Source organism: Rhizobium sp. KDH_Rht_773_N (assembly GCF_052946295.1).
This window is the reverse complement of the sequence record NZ_CM129525.1, coordinates 2088171-2113231: the sequence shown is the minus strand read 5'-3', so window position 1 is coordinate 2113231 and position 25061 is coordinate 2088171. Positions and strand designations below refer to the sequence as shown.

The following is a 25061-nucleotide window of genomic DNA, read 5'->3' as shown; positions in this document are numbered from 1 at the left end:
TATTTCGATTGGGTCAGCGCGCCGATTACTTGAGGGCAGGCGCGATGTTGATGCAGGCTTCGCAAAGGCCGGCAACGGCGCCGACGGACTTGTCGAAGGCTTCCTTCTCGGTCTTGTTGAGATCGATCTCGATAATGCGCTCGACACCGCCGGCACCGATGACGGTGGGAACGCCGACATACATGTCCTTGACGCCGTACTGGCCCGAGAGATGGGCCGCGCAGGGCAGAACGCGCTTCTTGTCCTTGAGGTAGGATTCAGCCATTTCGATCGCCGAAGCGGCCGGAGCGTAATAGGCCGAACCGGTCTTCAGCAGGCCGACGATTTCGGCGCCGCCGTCACGGGTGCGCTGGATGATCTCTTCGAGGCGCTCCTTGGTGACCCAGCCCATGGTGACGAGGTCGGTCAGCGGAATGCCGGCAACGGTCGAATAGCGGGCAAGCGGCACCATCGTGTCGCCGTGGCCACCAAGAACGAAGGCCGTGACGTCCTGGACGGAAACGTTGAATTCCTTGGCGAGGAAAAGGCGGAAGCGCGAGGAGTCGAGAACGCCGGCCATGCCGACGACCTTGTTGGCCGGAAGGCCGGAGAACTTCTGCAGCGCCCAGACCATCGCGTCGAGCGGGTTGGTGATGCAGATGACGAAAGCGTTCGGGGCATATTTCTTGATGCCCGCGCCGACCTGCTCCATGACCTTCAGGTTGATGCCGAGAAGGTCGTCGCGGCTCATGCCCGGCTTGCGCGGAACGCCGGCGGTGACGATGCAGACGTCGGCACCTTCGATCGCGGAATAGTCGCTGGCGCCAGTCAGATTGGCGTCGAAGCCTTCGACCGGGGAGGACTGTGCGATATCGAGGCCCTTGCCCTGGGGAATGCCGTCGGCAATGTCGAAGAGGACGATATCGCCCAGCTCCTTCAGGCCGGCGAGATGCGCCAGCGTGCCACCAATCATGCCAGAACCGATGAGTGCGATCTTGTTACGCGCCATTTCGCTTTTCCTTTGCGATCAAAATCCGTCGGGCGACGCGCGGGCATCGCCCAATGCCGCAATCGCATAGACCTAAAGCCAAAAAATGGCAATCCATTATTTTTGGTGCAGCAATTTCAATCGTTTAGATACCAAAATTCTTACGTAAACGTAAGATAAATTGTCACCAAACTGTTACTCGGCAGCCCGCCGTTCATGGTGCGCCGCCAGATATTCCGCGCTTCTCATCTCGAACAGGCGCGATACCGTGCGGTCGAATTCGAAGCCTTCCGTGCCGCGTCTTTCGACAAGCAGGTCTTCGGGCATGGCGGCAGCGGAAACGCAAAGGCGGACGCCGTGATCGTAGAGCGTATCGATGAGAATGATAAAACGCTTGACCTGGTTCCGCTTTTCCGGGCCAAGCAAGGGAACGTGATCGACGAAGACCGTGTCGAACCTTTCGGCGATGGCCAGAAAGTCGGCCGCACCCAGCGGCTTGTCGCAGAGATCGGAGAAGGAAAAGCGCGCCATGCGATCGACGGCGAGCGGCACATGGATCGCCCGCCCTTTCATGGCAATCTCAATCGGCTGCGCCTTGCGGCCATGCAGCGCCTGCGTCCAGGAGGCATCCATGGCCATGTCGGTGCGCTCGTCGATCGGGACGAGATAGACCGGCTGGCTGTCCAGCTTTTCCATCCGGTAGTCGGTCGGCGAATCGAGCGTGACGATCTCGACATGTTTCTTGAGGAGGCTGACAAAGGGCAGGAAAAGCCCGCGATTGAGACCGTCCTTGTAGAGATTGTCAGGCTCGACATTCGAGGTTGCCACCAGCACGCAGCCGCGCGCGAAAAGCTCGGAAAACAGCCGCGACAGGATCATCGCATCGGCAATGTCGGTGACGGTGAATTCGTCGAAACAGAGCAGTTCCGCTTCCTCGAAAAGCTGGGCGGCAACCGGCGGCATCGGATCGGCCTGCTTCGCCTCGCCGTTCTTGAGCTTCTGGCGGTGGGCAGCGATGCGGTTATGCACGTCGGCCATGAATTCATGGAAATGCGCCCGTCGTTTTTTCCGGCAGGGCGCCATCTGGAAGAACATGTCCATGAGCATCGTCTTGCCGCGCCCGACGCTGCCGTGAATATAGAGGCCCCGGATGCCGGCCTCGTTCTTCTTTTTGGAGGCAAACAGCCAGCCGAGCGCGCTGCTCTTGGCGGCCGGCCGCTTCTGTTTAAGGGAAGCGAGCACCCGGTCGAGGCATTTCGCCACATCCATCTGGGCGGAATCGACCTGCAACGTCCCCGAAACCGTCAGCGATTTGAGCTGCTCGGTGACGCTGAGCGAATAGTCTGGCATTGGCTGCATGAGGGCTTGTCCGCCTATGCGTAACCGGCGGGAACCCGCCGGATTGTCTTACCGGCTGAGGTTGATCGGCTGCCCGGTCGAAGTCTGGCCGCTGAAGCTGTTGTCGGCGACCTTGTAGACGGAACCGATCTGGTTGCCGCTGCGGTCCTTGAGCAGAACCTGTTTGCCGGACACTTCCCAGGAGCCCATCGCCGTCAATTCGCCGACGCAGCCGCGCGTACCGCCGCGCGAGCCGCTGCCGAGATTGGTTAGCGTCAGGAACATGTCGCAGCTGCCGTTGACGCGCCAGCTGCCGACCATCGATTCCTTGGTGACATCCATGGCGGTCGCAGGTGCAGCACCGCCCGGCTGGACACCGGCCATCGGCGCTGTCGAGGTCGGAGCAGCAGGAAACTGCCCGGTCGGAGGCGGAAGCTGGCCGCCCTGTACGGAAGGTACGGGCTGCGCGGTGAGCGGTGGAGGTGCGCTGTTACTGCTGTAGTCATATGAGGTGCGTTGGCATCCCGCCAGGGCCAGAGCGGCCGTTAGACCCGTCACCACATATCGAAACTGCATCATCAAGCTCCCGAATGTCCGCCTCAACCGCAGAGATATTTCAATTCTGGGTTCGAATTACCGTATTTCACTTTGGTTAATCAAGTCAGCACAATGCAAATCGGCCTTCGTGACACCTATGGCGAAACCGGCACAATTCAACCAAGCGCGCGCTGGACTTCTTGCTGATAAAATATGTCAGCACGGTGATGTGCCCGACTGTCCGCATCCTGATCAGGTTTGATACGCTCGGCAAGATCTGCATGGCGTTCAATCGACGCGGCCAGAAAGGGACTGGATGCGCTTGGGCGGCAGGCCCTCGCCCATCTCCCGCGTCCGGCCCTTGACGATCACCAGATCGTGGATTGCCTCGCGCAATGCCTCATCGATAACGACAGCCGACAGACATTCCATCATGTTCATCGGCGGCAATCTCTGAAAATCAGTTGCCCGCATCCATTCCAGCGCAATTGCCGGGCGAATCGCATAGAGCAGCTTCTTGAGCTTGATCGGCCCGTCTCCATGCGCTTGCCAATGGCTGCGCAGGAGGCCGACATAATGCATTGCGACCTTCTGCGGCACCATGATCGCGTCGAGCACCTCGGAGAGACGGCTGAGAAACCCCGGCTCTTCCTCATAGGCGACGGGCGATTTCACCCATTCTACCACGACCGCATTGCCTTTGAGCGCAAGCAGCAGCGCCTTGCGCAGATCCCAGCCGCCGGTGTCGATATCGCCCACGATTGGAAACTCGATCACGTCCCGATGCGAGACAAGTGCGAGATGATCGGCAAGCGGGCGGACATAGATGAACCGGCAGTCGTAATCGCTGTCGGGCGAGGGAAAGCCCCAGGCACGGCTTCCGCTTTCGATCGCGAAACCGATGCGGATGCCCTGCTGTTTGACCGAGGCGAGCCGCGAACGAATTTCGGCGACCGCCTCGGGATCAAAACCATCGATGCCGGCTGATATGGCGGCACTCACACGCGGCGCTCGACCATCATCTTCTTGATTTCGGCGATTGCCTTGGCCGGGTTCAGACCCTTCGGGCAGGTCTGCGCGCAGTTCATGATCGTGTGGCAACGATAAAGGCGGAACGGATCCTCGAGATTGTCGAGACGCTCACCGGTGGCTTCGTCTCTGGAATCGATCAGCCAGCGATAGGCCTGCAATAGCACGGCCGGACCGAGGTAACGGTCACCGTTCCACCAGTAGCTCGGACAGGAGGTCGAGCAGCAGGCGCAGAGAATGCACTCGTAGAGGCCGTCGAGCTTCTGACGGTCCTCATGGCTCTGCTTCCATTCCTTGGCCGGCGTCGGCGAAACCGTCTTCAGCCAGGGCTCGATCGAGCGATGCTGGGCATAGAAATTGCTGAGATCCGGCACCAGGTCCTTGACGACGGGCATGTGCGGCAGCGGGTAGATCTTCACCGTGCCCTTGATATCGTCCATGCCCTTGGTGCAGGCAAGCGTGTTCGTGCCGTCGATATTCATCGCGCAGGAACCGCAAATGCCTTCACGACAGGAACGGCGCAGCGTCAGCGTCGGGTCGATCTTGTTCTTGATGTAGAGGAGAGCGTCGAGAACCATCGGCCCGCAATCGTCGACATCGACATAAAACGTGTCGATCGACGGGTTCTGGCCGTCATCCGGGCTCCAGCGATAGACGCGGAACTCGCGGGTGTTCTTGGCACCCGCCGGTTTCGGCCACACCTTGCCTTCGCGCATCTGGGAGTTCTTGGGGAGAGCGAGTTCAACCATGTCAGGTTCCTCTGATCAGTATACGCGCGCCTTCGGCTCGATCTTGTGCGGATCGATACCGTCTGCGATGAGGTCGGTGTGGACAGGCCGGTAGTCGAGCTTCACATCACCAGCCTCGTTCACCCAGGCCAGCGTGTGCTTGCGCCAGTTCACGTCGTCGCGGCCGGCGAACGGACCGGACGTATAGTCTTCGCGGGCATGCGAACCGCGGCTTTCCTTGCGGGCCTCGGCGCCGTAGATCGTCGTGATGGCATTGGCCATCAGGTTCTGCAGTTCCAGCGTCTCGACAAGGTCCGAATTCCAGATCATCGAGCGGTCGGTGACCTTGATGTCCTTGAGCTCGCCCCAGATTTCCGAAAGGCGGCGGCAGCCGGATTCCAGCGATTCCTGCGTGCGGAACACGGCGGCGTCTTCCTGCATGGCGCGCTGCATCTTCTCGCGCAGCACCGCCGTCGGCGTACCGCCATTGGCGTAACGCAGGCCGTCGAAACGGTCCATGATCTTGTCGCAGGCAGCAACATTCAGCGCCGGCACGGGCTCGTTGCGGTCGATGATCTCGCCGGCGCGGATAGCGGCGGCGCGTCCAAAGACCACGAGGTCGATCAGCGAGTTGGAGCCGAGGCGGTTTGCGCCGTGAACCGAGGCGCAGCCGGCTTCGCCGACGGCCATCAGGCCGGGAATGACGCGTTCCGGGTTGGCGCTGTCGGCATTCAGGACCTCGCCCCAGTAATTCGTCGGAATGCCGCCCATATTATAGTGGACGGTCGGCAGGACCGGGATCGGCTCGCGGGTCACATCGACGCCGGCGAAGATCTTGGCGCTCTCCGAAATGCCCGGCAGGCGCTCGTGCAGAACGGCCGGATCGAGATGGTCGAGATGCAGGAAGATGTGGTCCTTGTTCTTGCCGACACCGCGGCCTTCGCGAATTTCCAGCGTCATGCAGCGCGAAACGACGTCGCGCGACGCCAGATCCTTGGCCGACGGCGCATAGCGCTCCATGAAGCGCTCGCCCTCGGAATTGACGAGGTAGCCACCTTCGCCGCGGGCGCCCTCCGTGATCAGACAGCCGGAGCCGTAGATGCCGGTCGGATGGAACTGCACGAACTCCATGTCCTGCAGCGGCAGGCCGGCACGTGCGATCATGCCGCCGCCGTCGCCGGTGCAGGTATGGGCCGACGTTGCCGAGAAATAGGCGCGGCCGTAACCGCCGGTCGCAAGCACCACCATCTTGGCGGCGAAGCGATGGATCGTGCCGTCGTCGAGGCACCAGGCAACGACGCCGGTGCAGCGGCTGCCATCGTCGGACATGATGAGGTCGAGCGCGAAATATTCGACGAAGAATTCGGCGTTGTTGCGCAGCGACTGGCCATAGAGCGTGTGCAGGATCGCGTGGCCGGTACGGTCGGCGACAGCGCAGGTGCGCTGCACCGGCGGACCTTCACCGTAATTCTGCATGTGACCGCCGAACGGGCGCTGGTAGATCTTGCCTTCCTCGTTGCGCGAGAAGGGCACGCCGTAATGCTCCAGCTCATAGACCGCCTTCGGCGCTTCCATGGTGAGATACTGCATGGCATCGACATCGCCCAGCCAGTCGGAACCCTTGACGGTGTCGTAGAGGTGCCACTGCCAGCTGTCTGGCGTCATGTTCTGCAGCGAGGCGGCAATGCCGCCCTGGGCGGCAACCGTGTGCGAACGGGTCGGGAACACCTTGGTGATGCAGGCGGTGCGGAAGCCCTGTTCGGCCATGCCGAGCGTGGCGCGCAGGCCGGCGCCGCCGGCGCCGACGACGATGACGTCATAGGAATGGTCGACATAGGTGTAGGCCTTCCCATTCTGAGCGGGTGAAGACGGTGCCATGATACGGTTATCCTACGAATGCAATTTTCAGAATGGCGAAGAGACAGAGGCCGGCGACGAGAACCGCAAAGAAGGTGTTCAGCATCAGGAGCAGCAGCTTGCCGATCTCGCCGTGAACGTAGTCTTCGATGATGACCTGCATGCCGAGCTTCATGTGAATGGTGCCGGAGATGACCACCAGACCCATGACGACGGCAACGAACGGGTTCGAAAGCGCTCGAACCACATCGGCATAAGGCGCGCCGGCATAGACGATCATGAAGATCGCGAAGAAGATGATGAGGGGCACGTTGGCGACGGCCGTCAGGCGCTGGCGCCAGAAATGGTCCGTCCCTTCCTTGGCGGAGCCGAGGCCGCGAACCTTGCCCAGAGGAGTGCGCATATCCATGAGTGCGACCTTCAGAAGCGAATGATGAAGCCGATCACCCAGACCAGCACGGTCAGACAGAGCGATCCGATGATATTGGCGATGGCGAGCTTGGTCGAGAATTCCTTCTCGAAGCCATATCCGAGGTCCCACATGAAGTGACGGAAGCCGCCGAGCAGGTGGTGGATCAGCGCCCAGGTATAACCGAGCAGGACAAGCTTTCCGATAAGGCTGCCAAGCACCCAGTTGGCCCAGTCGTAATAGGCCTGGCCGGTGGCGGCCGCGATCAGCCACCAGGCGACCAGCAACGTACCGAAGTACAAAGCGCCACCGGTGATACGGTGAACGATGGACATGACCATGGTGGGAATTGGCTTGTAAATTTGCAGATGCGGCGACAGGGGCCGGTTTGTCACATTCGCCATCAGAACCTCGCGGCGTCTTCTCTTTGCCCTTGATGTCAGGGGCTTTTCTCTGTCAACCACACGAATGACAAAATTCTGTGTGCGTTGCATCAATCTCGACGTTTAATCACCGAAATCCCTGACGACAAGCATAATTGCTGCCTGCTTTTAATTTAATCGATTCGCGTTACCGGGAAGTTTTCATGACCGCGAAACTCGTCTCTTTCGCTCAATTTATAAGCTGACCACACGCCTGCGTGGACAAGATCAGGCTTTTGGCGCAATCTGGCGTTAACGATTTGTTAGCGTTTCGGAGTTTGGCCCATGTTTCGCAGTCTGTCCAAGACCGCCCTTGTTGTCCTTGCGGTGCTGACGGCACTGCCTGCCGCGGCCGGAGAGCGCAATGCCGATCATCGTTTTCCGCGCCATCGCGGCTTTAACGACGGCGTGTTCCTTGGCAGGCATACCCATTGGGAGAATGGCCTGCACTTCACCCGCAACCACGTCGTCCGCTATCGCCCCCGAACGCCTTTTCTGAAGCAGTTCAACTATCCGGGGGTAAGCCGTTACGGCCGCGGCAATATCGTCGTCATCGCGTCCCCGTCTGCGAACTATGATCGGAATCCCCCAGGCAACGGCCTCTACGCCGGTTCCTCCTATGCCTATCAGACGGATGGCGGAACCTATGTCGGGGGCGACGGGTACTATCGTGCGGCCGCGCCCGCACGGGAGCTTGTGCCGAGAGCCAAGGTCATCGATGTCGGGATTGCCGACGATCCCTGCTCTTATGAAGCCAATGTCTGCGTCATCAGGCCCTGAGGCCTGAACCGCCAGACACTCGTCTTCTTGATCTCGCTGTCTTCCAGCGCTCGTGTGACCGGCACTTCATAGACTGCCCGCAATTCCAGCCTGTCTTTCGGCAGATAAGCTCGCCCCGGATCGCCGACCAGTACGTCCTTGCCAGCGTCTGCCAGCGCCTCGAACCACGGTATCAGCGCGGCGGCGAAAGCCTTGTCGTAAAAGACATCGCCCGCAAGCACGACATCCGCGTCTATGTTCTGGCCGATGAGATCGGAGCCGGTGAAATCCAGCGAAACTGAATTGGCCGCCGCATTCAGCCGCACCGCCGTCTGCGCCCACGGATCGATATCGGCCGCCAGCACCTTTGCGGCTCCTGCCTTGCCCGCGGCAATTCCCACCAGTCCGGAACCGCTCGCAAAATCGAGGACATGCTTGCCGCGAACCGTTTCGGGATGATCGAGAACATAGCGGGCCAGCCCCTGCCCGCCCGCCCAGGCGAATGCCCAGAAAGGCGGCGGCAGGCCGATTGCTTCCAGCTCCTCTTCCGTCTTCAGCCAGAGCTCATGAGCTTCACTCGCCAGATAGAGCCGGATTTCCGGCACATGCGGCGGCGCAAGCAGGCTGGTATTGGCGCGGATGAAGATTTCCGGATCGGTTTTCACGGCTGCTCAGCGCGGCGGGTTGTCGAGGCCGCCCATGCGGCAGACTTCAACCCATTCCTCGTCCGTCACCGGCTGCACGGAAAGCCGCATCGACGTGACCAGCGACATCTTGGACAGCTTCTCGTTTGCCTTGATGTCCTTCAGCGTCACCGGCTTCGGCACATCCATGACCGCGCGGATATCGACGCAATCCCAGCGGTCATCGCCCTTGGCCGTCGAATCCGGATGCGACAGCGCGCAGACCTCGACGATACCGACGATCTCCAGCCCGTCATTGGAATGATAGAAGAAACCCTTGTCGCCGATCTGCATGGCCCGCATATTGTTGCGTGCCAGGTAGTTGCGCACGCCGGTCCATTCGGTGCCCTTCTCGCCTGCCGCCTTCTGCTGTTCCCAGGACCAGGCCGAAGGCTCGGATTTGTAAAGCCAGTGCGCCATCCCGCTCAAGCCTCCGGCTTGTTGAAGACCCAGTTGAAGGGCTTCACTTCGACGCTTTCGAAAAGACCGGCCAGCGCGTAAGGGTCGGCCGCGCCGAGCGCCTTGGCCTCGTCAGCCGTTTCGGCATGGACGATCACGAGGCTGCCGTTCGGCTTGCCTTCCGCGTCGAGAAACGGGCCGGCCATGGCAAGCTTGCCCTCCGCATTCAGCCTGTTGAGATAATCGAGATGGGTCGGGCGCGTTTCCATACGCACGTTGAGATGGCCGGGCTTGTCCTTGCAGAGAAGGGCAAAAAGCATGTCTGTCTCCTATTCGGTCGTAATCGGACGTGTCATCAATTGTTCGATGGCTTCGGAAATGCCGAGCTTGCCCTCGATGATCGCCGAAACCGCATCGGTGATCGGCATCTCGACACCGAGTTCTCCGGCAAGCCGCGAGGCAACCGCCGCTGCAAAAGCGCCTTCCACCAGCTCGCCACGGGACGGATCGACCTTTTCGCCGCGCCCGAGCGCAATGCCGAAACGCAGGTTGCGCGACTGATGGCTGGTTGCCGTCAGCACCAGATCGCCGAGGCCGGAAAGCCCCCGCGCGGTATCGGCATGGCCGCCCTTGGCAACGATGAGACGCGACATCTCGGCAAGCCCGCGGGCAATCAGTGCGGCACGTGCCGAATCGCCAATGCCGCTGCCTTCGACGATACCACACGCGATCGCCAGAACGTTCTTCAAAGCGCCGCCAAGCTGCACGCCGATACGGTCCGCCGAAGCATAGAGGCGGAACGTGCGGCCGGAGATCGCCTGCGCCAGCCGCTCGGCCACCTGCATGTCGGCGGCGGCAATCGCCATGGCCGTCGGCAGCCCCTTGGCGATATCGGCGGCAAAGCCCGGACCCGACAGCACGCCGACAGGATGATCGGGCAGTTCCTGTTCCAGCATGTCCGTCAAAAGCGCGCCGGTCTTGCGTTCGATGCCCTTGGCGCAGGTGACGATAACCGCATCCTTAGCCAGATAAGGACCATACTGCCGTGCGGCATCCGCCTGTGCCTGCGAGGGCATGGCAAAAAGCACAATGCCGGCCCTTCCGATCGCGTCCGCATCGGCGGAAAATTCCAATGCTTCAGGCAGCGGAATGCCGGGCAGCACAGCCTCGTGCAGTCGTTCGGTCTTCAGATCTTCAATCAGCGCGGGATTGCGGCCGACGAGAACGGCCGAATTTCGCCCGGTCAGGGCGATGACGGCGGCAAGCGCCGTGCCGAAAGCCCCCGATCCGACGACCGCGATGCGCTCGCTCATGCCTTGGCTCCTCGCTTCCCGAAGCCGATCAGCGTCTCGGCCCTGGAATCGAGCGGCCAGCGCGAGCGCGGCTGCACGTCGAGATCGTCAGGCGCAACTCCCTTGGCCATACGCTCCAGTCCCGCCCAGGCGATCATCACGGCATTGTCGGTGCAGAGCCTGAGCGGCGGCGCGATGAAGCGGAAACCGTTCTTGTCGCACAGCGCCTGCAACGTGCTGCGGATTTCCTGATTGGCGGCGACACCGCCGGCAACCACCAGCGCCGGCTTTTGCGGCAGATTAGCGAATTGCACCTTGAACCGCTGCAGACCGCGGCCGATACGATCCTTCATCGTGCGGGAGATCGCCTTCTGGAAAGAGGCGCAGATATCGGCGACATCCTGATCGGTCAGCGGCGCGATTTCGGTCGCCGCCTGCCGCACGGCCGTCTTCAGGCCGGAAAAGGAAAAGTCGAGCCGTGCTTCGCCGACCAGCGGCCGCGGGAAATTGAAACGATCGGCATTGCCTGTCTGCGCCATCCGCTCCACCGCCGGACCGCCGGGATAGGGAAGGCCCAGCAGTTTTGCCGTCTTGTCGAAGGCCTCGCCGAGCGCATCGTCGATCGTCGTGCCCCAGCGTTCATAATCGCCGATACCCCGCACGAGGATGAGCTGCGTATGGCCGCCGGAAACGAGCAGCATCAGATAGGGAAAGGAAAGCCCGTCCGTCAGCCGCGCCGTCAGCGCATGGCCTTCCAGATGGTTGACCGCATAAAGCGGCTTGCCGGCCGCCCTGGCGATCGCCTTGCCGGTCATAAGCCCCACAAGCAGGCCACCGATCAGGCCGGGACCTGAGGTCGCCGCGATCGCATCGACATCCGAGAGCGACACATTGGCGCGCTTCAGCGCCTCGTCGATGAGCTCGTCCAGCGCCTCGACATGGGCGCGTGCGGCGATCTCCGGCACCACGCCGCCATAGGCGCTGTGCTCGTCCGGCTGGGAAAGAACGACATCCGACAGCACGTTGGAGCGGCCTTCCGCATCGCGCTCGACGACTGCGGCGGCCGTCTCGTCGCAGCTTGTCTCGATCCCGAGAATGCGCAGAAAGGGAGCCATGAAACCTGTTCGTTGATTGCGATAGGGATTAAACCCGTTTACGAGAACTCCGGTAACAACGGATCAAAGCGGATGCAAACAAAACCTTTCCGGATCGGCACGCGCGGCAGCCCGCTGGCGCTGGCACAGGCACACGAAGCCCGCGATCGGCTGATGGCAGCCCACAACCTGCCGGAGGAGATGTTCGAAATCGTCGTGCTGACGACCAAGGGCGACCGCATCACCGATCGTTCGCTGGCCGAGATCGGCGGCAAGGGACTTTTCACCCAGGAACTGGAGCAGCAGCTCGTCGCCGGTGATCTCGATTTCGCCGTGCATTCCAGCAAGGACATGCCGACGGTCCTTCCGGAAGGCCTCTACCTTTCCGCCTACCTTCCGCGCGAAGACATCCGCGACGCCGTCGTCGGGCGCACGGCACCAAAGCTGATCGACCTGCCGCATGGCGCAACCGTCGGCTCGTCCTCGCTTCGCCGTCAGGCCCTCATCCGCCGCATGCGGCCCGATATCAACGTCATCACCTTCCGCGGCCTTGTCGACACACGCTTGCGCAAGCTACGGGAAGGCGAGGTTGACGCGACGCTTCTGGCGCTTGCCGGTCTCAAGCGTCTCGGCAAGGTCGAGGTCATCACCGACATTCTCGATCCGGACAGTTTCCCGCCCGCCCCGGCACAGGGCGCCATCTGTCTCGAAAGCCGCATCGGCGATGCCAGGATCGATGAGCTGCTGGCGCCGATCAACGATGCGCCGACCTTCGACACCGTCTCCTGCGAGCGCGCTTTCCTTGCCGCTCTTGACGGATCCTGTCGCACGCCGATCGGCGGTTATGCCGTCTGCGAGGGCGATCAGATCCGCTTCTCTGGCCTCATCCTCACGCCGGACGGCCGCCACCAGCATGCGATCACCGTCGACGGTCATCGCCGCGATGCGGCTGCACTCGGCACCCGCGCCGGACAGGATGTACGTGCAAGGGCCGGCAGCAGCTTCTTCGAGGACTGGAGCTAGTCCTTATGCGCGTGCTCGTCACCCGTCCGGCGCATTCGGGCGAGCGAACCGCTCAACGTTTACGCGAGCTGGGCCACGAACCGCTCTTGCTGCCGCTTGCCCGCCCCGTGCACGACATGGCAGCCGCGCGCCAGGCTCTGGAAACAACCGCCGGACCGGTCGCCGTAACGAGTGCCGAAGCGGTGCGCAGCTTGGAGCCCCTGGGCGAGGCACTTTCACGCCACCTTTCGCGCCATGTCTTTGCCGTCGGCGAAACGACAGCCGACGAGGCCCGCAGGCTGGGGTTCCGCTTGGTCACGGCGTCATCCGGCAGCGGCCGCGACCTGGCCGATTTGATCGCGGCAGACAATATCGACGGACTCGTCTATCTCGCCGGCAATCCCCGCGCCGAAACCTTCGAGGCGCGACTGAAGGAGCTCGGGCGGCATTTCTCCGTGGCTGAATGTTACCGGATGGAGCCGCTTGCTCCCAACCCGGAAACCGTGACGGCTCTTCTGACGAACAACCCTCCCGATGCGGTTCTTTTCTACTCGCGTCAAACGGCCGGAAATCTGTTTAATATCCCGCAGGTGGAACCCCTTCTGCTGCGGCTGCCGAAAATCCGTCTCATCTGCCTCAGCAACACTGTTGCGGAAGCTGTTCCACCGCTCTTGAGGAGAGCCCTGGAGATTTCGCCGATGCCGGATGAAAAAAGCCTTTTGTCGCTGCTTTGAAGGCTTTAGCCGCCCAAATTTGATCTAACCTCTTCCCTTAAATGCCATCCCTGTCTAGTTTCGTTGCAATGCAGGATAATGAGGACCTCATGGTATCGGGAAATCCGCCACGCCACTCGAAGAGCTCCGACGAACCGGTCACGATCGACCTGGACGCGCAGGACTTCGCCTCGGCGAACGATCCTGGGACACCTGCCGACGAAGCCCCGCAAGCAGCCGAAAGTGCCCCTGCCGACGAAGCCGTAACCACCGCGCAAGCCCAGGGGGAACCACTGTCGGAACATGAGAGCGAGCGAGCGGCAGGCGCGCAGGAAGAGCCCGCGTCCAAGGAGCCGCCACCATCGGAAGCGGCGCAGTCGCTTGCGCCACAAAGGGGCGCGGTGACATCAGGCCTGATCGCCGCGGGCATCTTCGGCGGCCTCGTCGCGCTGGTTGGCGCCGGCGCCATTCAATATGCCGGTTATCTGCCGGGCTCCTCCACCCGGCCGGACAACGCGGCCGAGATGGCCGATCTTTCCGGCGAGATCGAGGGCCTCAAGCAATCCGTCGCAAGCCTTGCCGCCAATCCGCCGGCTGCCGATAACAGCGCCCTCGAAAGGCGTATCGCGGCCCTCGAAACGGCCCCTCCGGCATCGGTGCCCGGGGCATCGCCCGGCTCGGCCGATGTCGAAGCACTCAACCGGAAGATTGCAGATCTAACCGCTCAGATCGACCAGTTGAAGACGAGCCTTGCGCAGACCACCGAGCAGCAGGCCTCCAGCGGTGCCGATATTTCCAGCCGTCTTGCCGAAGCCGAAAAGAAGCTGAACGAGCCACGCGAGGATGTTGCGGTCGCCCGCGCCATCGCAGCCGCGGCCCTCAAGGCCGCAATCGACCGCGGCGGTCCCTTCATCGCCGAACTCGATACGTTCGCCGGCGTCGCACCGGATGATCCGGCCGCGACCGATCTGCGCGGCTTTGCCGAAACCGGCGTGCCCTCGCGCGCCGAGCTGATCCGCCAGGTGCCCGATGTCGCCACTGCCATCGTCGAATCCGTCAACCAGCCCGATCCCAACCAGAGCTGGTCGGACCGGTTGATGTCGAGCGCCAAATCCCTGGTGTCGGTCCGCCCCGTCGGCAATGTCGAAGGTGAAAGCGTGGAGGCGATTGCAGCGCGCATGGAGGACAAGGTGAAGAACGGCGATCTGCCCGGTGCAGCCACCGAATGGAACAGCCTGCCCACCGCCGCCAAACAGGCGTCCGCGGCCTTCAAACAATCGCTCGAGGCCCGCATCCGCGTCGAGGATCTCGTCGGCGGCGCACTCTCCAAGGCCGTTTCCGGCACCGGCAAGGAAGGATGAGCATGGTCCGCCTGGTTGTCTTTGCGCTCCTCGTCCTCATTCTCGCCTATGGCTTCTCCTGGCTTGCCGATCGCCCCGGCGATCTGTCGCTGATCTGGGAGGGCCAGATCTATCAGACCAAGCTGATCGTCGCGGCAAGCGCCATCATTGCGCTGGTCGCAGCCGTCATGGTGGCCTGGTGGCTCGTTCGACTGATCTGGACCTCGCCGCATTCCGTGACGCGCTATTTCCGCGCCCGCAAACGTGATCGCGGCTATCAGGCCCTGTCGACCGGCCTCATTGCCGCCGGCGCCGGCAATGCGCTGCTCGCCCGCAAGATGGCGGCCCGCTCGCGCGGCCTCATCCGCGCCGATCAGGAGCCGCTGATCAATCTCCTGGAGGCGCAGGCCGCCCTTATCGAAGGCCGCCACGACGAGGCGCGCTCCAAGTTCGAGGCCATGGCCAACGACCCGGAGACCCGGGAGCTCGGGCTGCGCGGCCTCTATCTTGAAGCCAAGCGCCTCGGCGCCAACGAGGCCGCCCGCCAATATGCGGAAAAGGCCGCCGACAATGCGCCCTATCTGCCTTGGGCCGCGCAGGCGACGCTCGAATATCGCAGCCAGTCCGGCCGCTGGGACGATGCCATCCGCCTGCTGGAACAGCAGAAGGCTGCCAAGGTGATCGAAAAGGCCGAGGCAAACCGTCTCCATGCGGTGCTATTGACTGCACGCGCCGATGACCAGTTGGAAAGCAATCCCGCCGGCGCCCGTGATGATGCCTTGCAAGCGCTGAAACTGTCCGCGGATTTCGTACCCGCCGCCCTTATCGCTGCAAAGGCGCTGTTTCGCGAAGGCGGCATCCGCAAGGCAGCCTCCATCCTCGAGCAGGCGTGGAAGGCCGGACCGCATCCGGAGATCGGCCGCATCTATGTCCGCGCCCGCAGCGGTGATTCCACGCTCGATCGACTGAAGCGCGCCGAGCGGCTGGAAGGCATGCGGCCGAACAATGTCGACGCCCTTCTCGTTGTTGCCCAAGCCGCGCTCGACGCACAGGAATTCGCCAAGGCCCGCGCCAAGGCAGAGGCCGCTGCCCGCATCGAACCGCGCGAAGCCGCTTTCCTTCTGCTTGCCGATATCGAGGAAGCCGAAACCGGCGATCAGGGCCGCGTGCGCCACTGGCTGGCGCAGGCGCTGAAGGCACCGCGCGATCCGGCCTGGGTTGCCGATGGTTTTGTTTCCGACAAATGGCTGCCGGTTTCGCCAGTGACCGGTCGCCTCGACGCATTCGAATGGAGGGCACCTTTCGGCCAGCTCGAAGGCCCCGTCGAGGAAGGGTCGGCCGTTTCGATCGAGACGGCACTGAAGACCTTGCCGCCGCTGCGTGAAACCCGCCCGGAAAGCGTGGTCAACGACCACCGCATCATCGAGCTCGAACGGGCCGCGACGATCGCCGAAGCCGTTCGCCCCGCAGCACCGACGCCGGCATCGGCAAAGGCTTCCGAACCGTCCACCTCTCGGCCGGCTCCCGCCGCGCCCGAACCGAAACCTTTCTTTGGCGGCCTGCCGGACGACCCTGGCGTCCGCGACCCCAAGATGGAACCGGAACCCAGGACGCGGCTCCGCCTCTTCTGAATTGGAACGAAAATCCGTATGTTCGAACGCTTTCAGGCATTCTTCCAGAATCTGACCGCAGACCGTCCGAAATCAGGCTTTGCCCCCGATGACCCGCGTATCGCGGTCGCCGCGCTCTGCATGCAGGTCATGGAGGCCGACGGCCAGATCAAGGACAGCGAGAAGAAACGGCTGCGCAAGCTGCTCAAGGAGCAATATGCGCTCGACGGCAAACAGCTCGACGCCTTGATGGCCGCCGGACTGGAAGCCGAAAGCACGGCGGTCGACTATTTCCGTTTCACGTCCGATCTGAAGAGACATCTCGATACCGAACAGCGGCTGGAACTGATCGGCATTCTCTGGGATATCGTCTATGCCGATGGCGAGCGCAGCGAAATGGAAGATCACGTGATCTGGCGGATCGCCGATCTCCTGGGCGTTTCCTCGCGCGAGCGTATCCAGAAGCGGCAGGAGGCTGCCGCGCGGGTCACGGATGCACAGGTGGTGCAGGACGATGCCGACTGACAGGATCGTAAGGGGCGACAGGCGCCCCATTCTCATCATTCTTCATCAGGAGCGCTCCAGCCCCGGTCGTGTTGGCCAGCTTCTCGTCCAGAAAGGCTACGATCTCGATATCCGCCGACCGGTCCTCGGCGACAGCCTGCCCTCCACGCTCGACGACCATGCCGGCGCGGTGATTTTCGGCGGCCCGATGAGCGCCAACGATCCCGATGAATTCGTCAAGGCCGAGATCGACTGGCTGGAGGTGCCGCTCACGGAAAACCGTCCCTATCTCGGCATCTGCCTCGGCGCACAGATGCTGGCGCGCCAGCTCGGCAGCAAGGTCGCGGCCAATCGTGACGGATCGACCGAAATCGGCTGGTATCCGCTGCATTCCACCGAGAAGGGCCGGCTTTTGATGCGCTGGCCGAAAATGGTCTACCACTTCCACCGGGAAGGTTTCGAGCTGCCGCATGGCGCCGAGCTGCTGGCATCCGGCGACGCCTATCCCAATCAGGCTTTCCGCTACAATGGCAATGCCTGGGGTCTGCAATTCCACGCGGAGCTGACGCGGGCAATGATGCACCGCTGGGTCGTCCACGGCGCCCACCGCTTCATCCTGCCGAACGCGCAACAGGGACGCGAACACCTTGAAGGCCGCATGCTGTTCGATGCGCCGCTGAAGGCCTGGCTCGACGATTTCCTGGATATCGTCTTCGAGGGCAGGACGGCAGCGGCTACGCCGCTTCTCGTATAGGCGCGTCGAGAGTATCGATCTTCCTGAGCTTGGGAAAACTGCTTGCCCAGATGGCGGCCACGGCAAGCGTGCCGATGCCGCCGATGATGACGGCCGGGACGGCGCCAAAGACCGAGGCCATGGTACCCGCCCGGAATTCACCAAGCTCGTTAGACGCGCCGACGAAGACCGTATTGACGGCATTGACGCGTCCCCGCAGATGATCCGGTGTCCAGAGCGCAATCAGGCTCTCGCGGACATAAACGGAAATCATATCTGCAGCGCCCATGATGGCGAGTGCCGCGATGGAAACCTCGGTATTGGTCGACAGCCCGAACACGATCGTACCCAGGCCGAATGTCGCCACGCCGATGAACATATATAGGCCGGCTTTGTGCTTGAGCGGATAGGCTGCAAGGAAGATCGCCATGATGATGGCACCGACACCCGGCGCCGAGCGCAGCAGGCCGAGGCCCCAGGGACCGAGCGTCAGGATATCGCGCGCAAAGATCGGCATCAATGCGGTCGCGCCGCCCAGCAGGACGGCGAAGAGATCGAGCGAGATGGCGCCAAGCACCACCTTCTCCTCCCTGATATAACGGAAGCCGCCGAGGATCATGTCCCAGCTCTTGGCCTCACCCGTCGTCTTCTGCGGCGGCTTGGGGATCATAGAGAGCAGGATCGCGCCGAGCGCGGAGAAGATGACGGCAACCCAATAAGCCGTCGAAGCGCTGACGCCGTAGAGCAGGCCGCCGAGCACGGGGCCGGTGATCGCCGCCAGTTGCCAGGACGACGAATTCCAGGCGATCGCGTTGGAGAGATCCTTTTCCGGCACCAGGTTCGGCGCAAGCGACTGCACCGCCGGCGTCATGAAGGCGCGTTCGACACCGAAGATCAAGAGCACGACGAAGACGGGGATCGGTGAAAAGCTGCCAGTGATCGTCATCCCCAGGAGCGCCAGCGTGCAGAGCGCACTGACGAGCGAGCAGATCGAAGCGATGGCGCGCCGATTGTGCCGATCGGCCACCGAACCGGTGACAAGGATCAGCACCAGCGACGGCAGGAACTGCACGAGCCCGATCAGGCCGAGATAGATGGCGCTCCCCGTCTGGTCATACATTTGCCAGCCCACCGCAACGCTGACGATCTGCTGCGAGAAGGAAAGCAGGAACCGCGCGAAGAAAAAGCGGGTGTAGGACGGATGCCGGAACGCGGCAAAACGATCTCCGGAGGACGAAAGCGACATGAAGCTTTTCCGAGGAAACGGGCGCCAAAAGCCATGCAAAAGCGGCCGTTAAACATGATTCACCGTGGGCTTCCACACGGCACTTGCTCGTTTAGTCGCCAATGTCTACATGTCTGTCAACAACGAATTGGAGACGACGATGATTGCGCTGTTTCAAACCATTGATTTGGCTTTGCAAATTTACACCTGGATCTTGATCGCCAGCGCTATCTTCTCCTGGCTCTATGCATTCAACGTCATCAATTCCAGCAACCAGTTCGTCAATCAGGTCGGGACGTTCCTCTATAATGTCACCGAACCTGTACTGCGCCCGATCCGTCGCCTGCTGCCCAATCTCGGCGGCATCGACATCTCGCCGATCATCCTGTTGCTGATCATCTTCTTCCTGCGCTCCTTCCTCTGGACGACAATCTATCCGCTGGTCGTTTGAGCCCGCCCTGGAAGAAATTTGACGATCATATCCGCCTCGCCGTCCGGCTGACGCCGAACGGCGGGCGGGATGCCATCGACGGTATCGAATCCGATGGCGAAGGCGGAATGCTGCTAAAGGCGCGCGTAACCGCCGCTCCGGAAAAGGGAAAAGCCAATAAGGCGCTCATTGCGCTCATCGCCAAGTCGCTCGGCATCGCCAAATCCTCCGTCGAGCTCATCTCCGGCGACACGTCGCGTAAAAAAATCCTCCGGATCGATGGCGACCCGGAGGATTTGATCAGAAAGCTCGAAGCACTCTCAGCCTGAAGATCAGGCTTTTTCCTTCTTGGCCCGCTCGATCGCTTCCAGGATGAGCGCGCCGGCTTCCTTGGAATCGCCCCAGCCGTAGATCTTCACCCACTTGCCGGGTTCCAGATCCTTGTAGTGCTCGAAGAAGTGTTCGATCTGCTTCAGCGTGATTTCCGGAAGGTCGGTGTAATCCTTGACCTTCTCGTAGCGCAGCGTCAGCTTCGGCGAGGGAACGGCAATGATCTTCTCGTCCTTGCCGGAATTGTCTTCCATCTTCAGAACGCCGATCGGGCGGACGTTGATCACACAGCCCGGGACCAGCGGACGGGTGCTGGCGATGAGAACGTCGATCGGGTCGCCGTCTTCGGAAAGCGTGTGCGGAACGAAGCCGTAGTTGCCCGGATAGGTCATCGGCGTGTAGAGGAAACGGTCAACGACCAGCGTGCCGGCTTCCTTGTCCATTTCATACTTGATCGGATGACCGCCGACCGGAACCTCGACGATAACGTTGACGTCTTCAGGTGGATTCTTACCGATTGAAACGGCGTCGATGCGCATAGGAAACTCCCGGGAGGTTGAATTGCTCGAAGCCAGTTAATCGGTTTCATGACGCAACGCAACATACCTCGCAAGCAATGCTTAATATGCGAGGGGCTATAATATTTATATTTTCTAATGGAAGATGTGGTGACCGCGCCGTCCGCAATCAGTTCCAGATGAAGCCGATCTTTTTGATCTGCTTATGGTCGAAATTTTCCATGCCTTCGCAGAAATCGATTCCGCCATGGTCGCGATAAAAGCTGGCGGCATTTTCGTTTTCTTCCAGGCACCAGACGACCAGGCCATTGCAGCCGAGGGACTTCAACAGCCTGCGGGCCTCACCGAAAAGCAACTTGCCGAGGCCAATGCCCTGATATTCCGGGCGCAGATAAAGCTCGTAGATTTCGCCTTCCTGAGGCAATGCGCGTGCGCGATTGAGGCCGAGGGTGGCATAACCGGCAACGGTTCCCGCCACGTCCAGAACGAGCAGCGTCGCCGGGCCGCGCGTGGCTTTGCGCCACCAGTTCTCCCCGCGCCGCTCGATCATCTGGGTCAGAGCGCGATGCGGAATGATACCCGCATAAGTATGCTGCCAGGAAAGCCGGTGAGCTTCCGAAATGGCTCGGGCATCGTGCGGTTCAGCCCGCCGGACATCGATCGACAACGTCTTCATAACGCTTACTCTGGTCCTGCCGGAGGCAATTAACCATATGCGGCGAGCGCATGGTGATCGATTGCCCACAGACTTGATATGTGGACGACAGGCAAATTTTAACGCTTTTTTAACGATTGTCACAAGCCGGAATCGACGCAGCGCACAATAAAAAACCCCGGCGCAAAGGCCGGGGTTTTCGAAGGATATGACGAGGGACGCTTAGAGGGCGGCCTTCGACTTTTCGAAGCGCTTGCGGTCGTTGGCGTCGAGATACATCTTGCGCAGGCGGATGGACTTCGGCGTCACTTCCACCAGCTCGTCCTCCTGGATCCAGGAGAGCGCGCGCTCGAGCGTCATGCGGATCGGCGGTGTCAGCTTCACGGCTTCATCCTTGCCGGCAGCGCGGATGTTGGTGAGCTTCTTGCCCTTCAGCACGTTGACCTCGAGGTCGTTGTCGCGCGAATGGATGCCGATGATCATGCCCATATAGACCTTCTCGCCGGCGTCGATGATCATCGGGCCGCGGTCCTCCAGGTTGAACAGGGCATAGGCGACGGCTTCGCCGGCTTCGTTGGCGAGCAGCACGCCGTTCACACGGCCGCCGATCTCGCCCTTGTAGGGCTGGTAGCTGTGGAACAGACGGTTCATGATCGCCGTGCCGCGCGTATCGGTCAGCAGTTCCGACTGGTAGCCGATGAGGCCGCGGGTCGGCGCGTAGAAGACGAGACGGACACGGTTGCCGCCCGACGGACGAAGCTCGACCATCTCGGCCTTGCGCTCCGACATCTTCTGGACGACGACACCGGAATGTTCTTCGTCAACGTCGATCAGGACTTCTTCGATCGGCTCCAGCAGCTGGCCGGCCTCGTCCTTGTGCATGACGACGCGCGGACGCGAAACGGCAAGCTCGAAGCCTTCGCGGCGCATGTTTTCGATCAGAACCGCCAGCTGAAGTTCGCCGCGGCCGGAAACGAAGAACGAGTCCTTGTCGGCGCTTTCCTCGATCTTCAGGGCGACGTTGCCTTCGGCTTCCTTCATGAGACGGTCGCGGATGACGCGGCTCGTGACCTTGTCGCCTTCCGTGCCGGCAAGCGGCGAGTCGTTGACGATGAAGGACATGGTGACGGTCGGCGGATCGATCGGCTGCGCCTTCATGGCTTCGGCAACGGAGGGATCGCAGAACGTGTCGGCGACCGTACCCTTGGAGAGGCCGGCGATCGCGACGATGTCGCCCGCATGGGCTTCTTCGATCGGCTGACGCTCGATACCGCGGAAGGCGAGGATCTTGGAGATACGGCCCTGTTCGATCAGCTTGCCGTCCTGGCCGAGAACCTTGACGGCCTGGTTCGGCTTGATCGAGCCGGAGGCGATACGGCCCGTGATGATGCGGCCGAGGAAGTTGTTGGCTTCCAGGATCGTGCCGATCATGCGGAACGGACCTTCTTCGACCGTCGGCGCCGGAACGTGCTTGACGACGAGGTCGAGCAGCGGTGCCAGACCTTCATCGGTCGGGCCTGCCGGGTCGAAATTCATCCAGCCGGCACGGCCGGAGCCGTAAAGGATCGGAAAGTCGAGCTGTTCGTCGGTTGCGTCGAGCGCGGCAAAGAGGTCGAAGACTTCGTTGACGACTTCTTCGGCGCGTGCATCCGGACGGTCGATCTTGTTGATCGCAACGATCGGGCGCAGGCCGACCTTCAGCGCCTTGCCGACGACGAACTTGGTCTGCGGCATCGGGCCTTCGGCAGCGTCGACGAGAACGATTGCGCCATCCACCATCGAGAGGATGCGCTCGACTTCACCGCCGAAGTCGGCGTGGCCGGGCGTGTCGACGATGTTGATGCGCGTGTCTTTCCACTCGATCGAGGTCGCCTTGGCGAGAATGGTGATGCCGCGCTCTTTTTCGATGTCGTTGGAGTCCATGACGCGTTCCATGACGCGCTGGTTCTCGCGGAACGAACCGGACTGTTTCAGAAGCTCGTCGACGAGGGTGGTTTTGCCATGGTCAACGTGCGCGATGATCGCGATGTTGCGAAGTGCCATATGTCATAATCTCTGAGGCTGGGGCGCTACGCCAAGTGGACGCGCCATTTACGTTTGGCGCGCTCTTACCGTTTTTTTCGCGTTTGCGAAAGGGGGTGGCACGCGAAAGCTGCGGCATGGCGTCCACCATGCCGCTTGGCTCCATGTCATCAAACTGTCTTAAGCGTCGCTGCCTGTCAATTCCTCGAAGGTCGCAAGCCCCTTCTTGACCAGCATCGCATCCGGGCTCGGCAGCTTGCCGCGGAACGCCTTGTAGGCGTCTTCAGGATCGATGGAACCGCCGGTCGAATAGATATTCTCTCGAAGCTTCCTTGCCATTTCCCCATTGAAGGCGTCACCGGTTTCCTCGAAGGCGGCGAAGGCATCGGCATCGAGCACTTCCGACCACATGTAGGAATAGTAGCCGGCCGAATAACCGCCGGAGAAGATATGCTGGAAGTGCGGCGTGGCATGGCGCATGACGATCGATTTCGGCATGCCGATTTCGGAGAGAACCTCGGCCTGGACGGCCATCGGATCGTCCACCGTATTACGCGTGTGGAAGGCCATGTCGACCAGCGCCGAGGAGGTGAACTCCACCGTGTTGAAGCCGGAATTGAAGGTGCGGGCGGCCAGCACCTTGTCGAGCAGCGCCTGCGGCATCGGCGCCCCGGTCTCGAAATGCACCGCATATTCCTTCAGGATATCGGGAACCGTCAGCCAGTGTTCGTAAAGCTGCGAGGGCAGTTCCACGAAATCGCGAGAGACGGCCGTTCCCGACACCGAGGGATAGGTGACGTTGGAGAGCATGCCGTGCAGCGCATGGCCGAACTCGTGGAACAGCGTGCGCGCATCGTCGAGCGAAAGCAACGCCGGCTTGCCTTCGGCGGGTTTGGCGAAATTGCAGACATTGTAGATGATCGGCAACTCGCCATGATGGCCGTTCTTCAGCGCGAGCTTGTGCTGCGACTGGAAGGCGCTCATCCAGGCGCCGGAACGCTTCGAACTGCGGGCGAAATAATCGCCAAGGAAAAGCGCGACCAGCTTGTCGTCCCGGTCACGGATCTCGAAGACCCGCACATCCGGGTGATAGGCGGCGATGCCTTTCTTCTCGACGGCGCGAATGCCGAACAGCCGGCCGGCAACGTCAAAGCAGGCGGCGATAATCTTTTCGAGCTGCAGATAGGGCTTGAGCTCCGCTTCGGAGAAACTGAACCGCTGTGCCCGGATCTTCTCCGCATAGTGGCGCCAGTCCCAAGGCATGACCTCATGGTTCTTGCCCTCGGCGGCAATCAATCCGGCAATATCGGCTTCCTCCTCACGGGCGCGCTTCACCGCCCTGGCCCAGACCGCGCGCAACAGGTCGTTCACGGCCTCGGGCGTCTTTGCCATCGTGTTGTCGAGCTTCAGCTCTGCGAAATTGCCGTATCCGAGGAGCTTTGCCACTTCGTCGCGCAGGGCAAGCGTTTCACGGATAATGCCGCGGTTATCGGTAGCCCCGGCATTTTCACCGCGCGCCACCCAGGCCTTGAAAGCCTGCTCGCGAAGATCCCGGCGTTCGGAGAAAGTCAGGAAGGGCTCGATGATCGAGCGTGAGAGCGTCACCGCATATTTGCCGTCCTCGCCGCGTTCGCAGGCGGCCGCTGCCATGGCGTCGCGCAGGAAATCGGGAATGCCGGCAAGCTCCTCTTCTGCGGAGAGGATCAGCGACCAGCCCTTTTCGTCGGCAAGCACATTCTGCCCGAAGCTGGTGCTGAGGCCGGCAAGCTTTTCATTGATCGCCGCAAGCTTCTCCTGCTCCGCCTTCGGCAGCTTTGCGCCCGATCTGACGAAACCTTTCCAGTGCCGCTCCAGCACGCGCGTCTGCTCCAGTGTCAGGCCAAGCGTTTCGCGCGCCTCCCAGAGCGCGTCGATGCGCTTGAAGAGATCGGCATTCATGCCGATCTTCGAATAGTGCCGCGACATCTTCGGCGAGATGTCCCGCTCCAGCGCCTGAATGACCTCGTTGGTGTGAGCGCCCGCCCGGTTCCAGAAGAGCGCCGAAACACGGGACAGCTCGTCTCCCGCAATTTCGAGCGCAACGATGGTATTCTCGAATGTCGGCTCTTGCCCGTTGCCGGCGATCTCGTCGATCTCCCGTTCGTGCGAGGCAAGGGCAGCTTCAAAGGCGGCGGCAAAATCGCTATCGGCGACCGCATCGAAACGCGGCAGGCCGTGAAGGCCATTCCAGTTGACAAGTGCCTGATTAAATGGAGTGGGAGAAGACATATGAGAGTCCTTTATGCCGGCAAGTGGATCGGTAATATAGGAAGGTCGCCACAGAATTGATATGTGGTTGGCTTGGACTTTTGCTCGCCCCGCTAAATCTTGTGGGCAAGAATTGATACATAAAAATTAACCAATCGTTAACGATTGACGCGAATCAGCCCAAGACGCTAGTTTCCCCTTAATCTTCAAGTAAGAGG

General features: G+C 61.5%; 27 protein-coding genes. 9 read left to right on the top strand and 18 right to left on the bottom strand.

Going from position 1 to position 25061, the window contains the following annotated elements; genetic code table 11:
• Positions 1 to 25 precede the first annotated feature (25 nt).
• The 8 genes from mdh to sdhC form a co-directional block, all read right to left on the bottom strand.
• Positions 26 to 988 carry a malate dehydrogenase gene (gene mdh, locus ACU8HS_RS10580; protein ID WP_112571905.1) on the bottom strand — a complete coding sequence of 321 codons (963 nt, stop codon included), beginning with the start codon at positions 986 to 988 and terminating at the stop codon, positions 26 to 28.
• Positions 989 to 1162: 174 nt separating this feature from the next.
• Positions 1163 to 2326, bottom strand: a complete 1164-nt coding sequence (gene zapE, locus ACU8HS_RS10575; RefSeq protein WP_113412695.1) for a cell division protein ZapE — start codon at positions 2324 to 2326, stop codon at positions 1163 to 1165.
• A gap of 48 nt (positions 2327 to 2374) precedes the next feature.
• Entirely contained in the window at positions 2375 to 2881 is a 507-nt protein-coding gene (locus ACU8HS_RS10570; RefSeq protein WP_112571929.1) for a protease inhibitor Inh/omp19 family protein, read from the bottom strand.
• A 249-nt stretch (positions 2882 to 3130) separates the two neighbouring features.
• Positions 3131 to 3844, bottom strand: coding sequence for a nucleotidyltransferase domain-containing protein (locus ACU8HS_RS10565; protein ID WP_447015852.1), 714 nt, complete (start codon positions 3842 to 3844; stop codon positions 3131 to 3133).
• Entirely contained in the window at positions 3841 to 4620 is a 780-nt protein-coding gene (locus tag ACU8HS_RS10560) for a succinate dehydrogenase iron-sulfur subunit (RefSeq protein WP_007822372.1), read from the bottom strand. The genes ACU8HS_RS10565 and ACU8HS_RS10560 overlap by 4 nt, the downstream gene beginning before the upstream one ends.
• A gap of 15 nt (positions 4621 to 4635) precedes the next feature.
• On the bottom strand, positions 4636 to 6477 hold the full coding sequence (sdhA, locus tag ACU8HS_RS10555; RefSeq protein ID WP_162702949.1) for a succinate dehydrogenase flavoprotein subunit: 1842 nt from the start codon (positions 6475 to 6477) through the stop codon (positions 4636 to 4638).
• 7 nt (positions 6478 to 6484) lie between these two features.
• Positions 6485 to 6865: a succinate dehydrogenase, hydrophobic membrane anchor protein gene (sdhD, locus tag ACU8HS_RS10550; RefSeq protein ID WP_112571911.1), complete on the bottom strand. Its 381-nt coding sequence runs from the start codon at positions 6863 to 6865 to the stop codon at positions 6485 to 6487.
• A gap of 11 nt (positions 6866 to 6876) precedes the next feature.
• A complete protein-coding gene (gene sdhC / locus ACU8HS_RS10545) occupies positions 6877 to 7269 on the bottom strand; it encodes a succinate dehydrogenase, cytochrome b556 subunit (protein WP_112756509.1) in 393 nt (130 codons plus the stop codon).
• A gap of 303 nt (positions 7270 to 7572) precedes the next feature.
• Between sdhC and ACU8HS_RS10540 the strand changes: the two genes are divergently transcribed.
• Positions 7573 to 8067, top strand: coding sequence for a hypothetical protein (locus tag ACU8HS_RS10540; RefSeq protein ID WP_112571915.1), 495 nt, complete (start codon positions 7573 to 7575; stop codon positions 8065 to 8067).
• Here ACU8HS_RS10540 and ACU8HS_RS10535 read toward each other — a convergent pair.
• Genes ACU8HS_RS10535 through tsaD form a run of 5 tightly spaced genes read right to left on the bottom strand, consistent with a single transcriptional unit; the run spans position 8034 to position 11535 of the window.
• Positions 8034 to 8711, bottom strand: coding sequence for a class I SAM-dependent methyltransferase (locus ACU8HS_RS10535; RefSeq protein WP_377313065.1), 678 nt, complete (start codon positions 8709 to 8711; stop codon positions 8034 to 8036). The two genes, ACU8HS_RS10540 and ACU8HS_RS10535, sit on opposite strands and share 34 nt — an antisense overlap.
• A gap of 6 nt (positions 8712 to 8717) precedes the next feature.
• Complete coding sequence (locus ACU8HS_RS10530; RefSeq protein WP_112572867.1) at positions 8718 to 9149, bottom strand: EVE domain-containing protein; 432 nt, start codon at positions 9147 to 9149, stop codon at positions 8718 to 8720.
• Between the two features lie 5 nt (positions 9150 to 9154).
• The gene (locus tag ACU8HS_RS10525; protein WP_112572868.1) at positions 9155 to 9448 is read right to left on the bottom strand and encodes a YciI-like protein; all 294 of its coding nucleotides are present in this window, start codon (positions 9446 to 9448) and stop codon (positions 9155 to 9157) included.
• 9 nt (positions 9449 to 9457) lie between these two features.
• Entirely contained in the window at positions 9458 to 10441 is a 984-nt protein-coding gene (locus ACU8HS_RS10520) for an NAD(P)H-dependent glycerol-3-phosphate dehydrogenase (protein ID WP_113413265.1), read from the bottom strand.
• The gene (gene tsaD, locus ACU8HS_RS10515; RefSeq protein ID WP_447015851.1) at positions 10438 to 11535 is read right to left on the bottom strand and encodes a tRNA (adenosine(37)-N6)-threonylcarbamoyltransferase complex transferase subunit TsaD; all 1098 of its coding nucleotides are present in this window, start codon (positions 11533 to 11535) and stop codon (positions 10438 to 10440) included. Before tsaD ends, ACU8HS_RS10520 begins: the two co-directional genes overlap by 4 nt.
• A gap of 72 nt (positions 11536 to 11607) precedes the next feature.
• Here tsaD and hemC point away from each other — a divergent pair, with 72 nt between their 5' ends.
• The 6 genes from hemC (at position 11608) to ACU8HS_RS10485 (ending at position 17437) form a co-directional block, all read left to right on the top strand.
• Positions 11608 to 12537 (top strand): hydroxymethylbilane synthase, encoded by a 930-nt coding sequence (gene hemC / locus ACU8HS_RS10510; protein ID WP_112572874.1) that lies wholly within the window; start codon positions 11608 to 11610, stop codon positions 12535 to 12537.
• Between the two features lie 5 nt (positions 12538 to 12542).
• A complete protein-coding gene (locus tag ACU8HS_RS10505; protein ID WP_447015850.1) occupies positions 12543 to 13250 on the top strand; it encodes a uroporphyrinogen-III synthase in 708 nt (235 codons plus the stop codon).
• Positions 13251 to 13318: 68 nt separating this feature from the next.
• Entirely contained in the window at positions 13319 to 14590 is a 1272-nt protein-coding gene (locus ACU8HS_RS10500) for a mitofilin family membrane protein (RefSeq protein WP_447015849.1), read from the top strand.
• A gap of 2 nt (positions 14591 to 14592) precedes the next feature.
• Positions 14593 to 16200 carry a heme biosynthesis HemY N-terminal domain-containing protein gene (locus ACU8HS_RS10495; protein WP_447015848.1) on the top strand — a complete coding sequence of 536 codons (1608 nt, stop codon included), beginning with the start codon at positions 14593 to 14595 and terminating at the stop codon, positions 16198 to 16200.
• Between the two features lie 18 nt (positions 16201 to 16218).
• The gene (locus tag ACU8HS_RS10490; RefSeq protein ID WP_112572882.1) at positions 16219 to 16704 is read left to right on the top strand and encodes a tellurite resistance TerB family protein; all 486 of its coding nucleotides are present in this window, start codon (positions 16219 to 16221) and stop codon (positions 16702 to 16704) included.
• A complete protein-coding gene (locus tag ACU8HS_RS10485; protein ID WP_113413259.1) occupies positions 16694 to 17437 on the top strand; it encodes a glutamine amidotransferase in 744 nt (247 codons plus the stop codon). The genes ACU8HS_RS10490 and ACU8HS_RS10485 overlap by 11 nt, the downstream gene beginning before the upstream one ends.
• On the opposite strand, the gene ACU8HS_RS10480 is transcribed toward ACU8HS_RS10485, so the two are convergent.
• On the bottom strand, positions 17418 to 18662 hold the full coding sequence (locus ACU8HS_RS10480) for an MFS transporter (protein WP_112572886.1): 1245 nt from the start codon (positions 18660 to 18662) through the stop codon (positions 17418 to 17420). The genes ACU8HS_RS10485 and ACU8HS_RS10480 overlap by 20 nt on opposite strands.
• A 139-nt stretch (positions 18663 to 18801) precedes the next feature.
• Between ACU8HS_RS10480 and ACU8HS_RS10475 the strand changes: the two genes are divergently transcribed.
• Together ACU8HS_RS10475 and ACU8HS_RS10470 are read left to right on the top strand one after the other, a co-directional pair.
• On the top strand, positions 18802 to 19092 hold the full coding sequence (locus tag ACU8HS_RS10475; RefSeq protein WP_112572932.1) for a YggT family protein: 291 nt from the start codon (positions 18802 to 18804) through the stop codon (positions 19090 to 19092).
• Positions 19089 to 19400 carry a DUF167 domain-containing protein gene (locus tag ACU8HS_RS10470; protein WP_113413258.1) on the top strand — a complete coding sequence of 104 codons (312 nt, stop codon included), beginning with the start codon at positions 19089 to 19091 and terminating at the stop codon, positions 19398 to 19400. The genes ACU8HS_RS10475 and ACU8HS_RS10470 overlap by 4 nt, the downstream gene beginning before the upstream one ends.
• Before the next feature lie 3 nt (positions 19401 to 19403).
• Here the strand turns inward: ACU8HS_RS10470 and ppa are convergent, their stop codons facing one another.
• The 4 genes from ppa to ACU8HS_RS10450 form a co-directional block, all read right to left on the bottom strand.
• Entirely contained in the window at positions 19404 to 19940 is a 537-nt protein-coding gene (gene ppa / locus ACU8HS_RS10465; protein ID WP_112572889.1) for an inorganic diphosphatase, read from the bottom strand.
• A 148-nt stretch (positions 19941 to 20088) separates the two neighbouring features.
• On the bottom strand, positions 20089 to 20595 hold the full coding sequence (locus ACU8HS_RS10460; protein ID WP_112572891.1) for a GNAT family N-acetyltransferase: 507 nt from the start codon (positions 20593 to 20595) through the stop codon (positions 20089 to 20091).
• 201 nt (positions 20596 to 20796) lie between these two features.
• Positions 20797 to 22617, bottom strand: coding sequence for a translational GTPase TypA (gene typA, locus ACU8HS_RS10455; RefSeq protein ID WP_112572893.1), 1821 nt, complete (start codon positions 22615 to 22617; stop codon positions 20797 to 20799).
• Between the two features lie 159 nt (positions 22618 to 22776).
• On the bottom strand, positions 22777 to 24864 hold the full coding sequence (locus ACU8HS_RS10450) for a M3 family metallopeptidase (RefSeq protein ID WP_447015847.1): 2088 nt from the start codon (positions 24862 to 24864) through the stop codon (positions 22777 to 22779).
• Positions 24865 to 25061 lie beyond the last annotated feature (197 nt).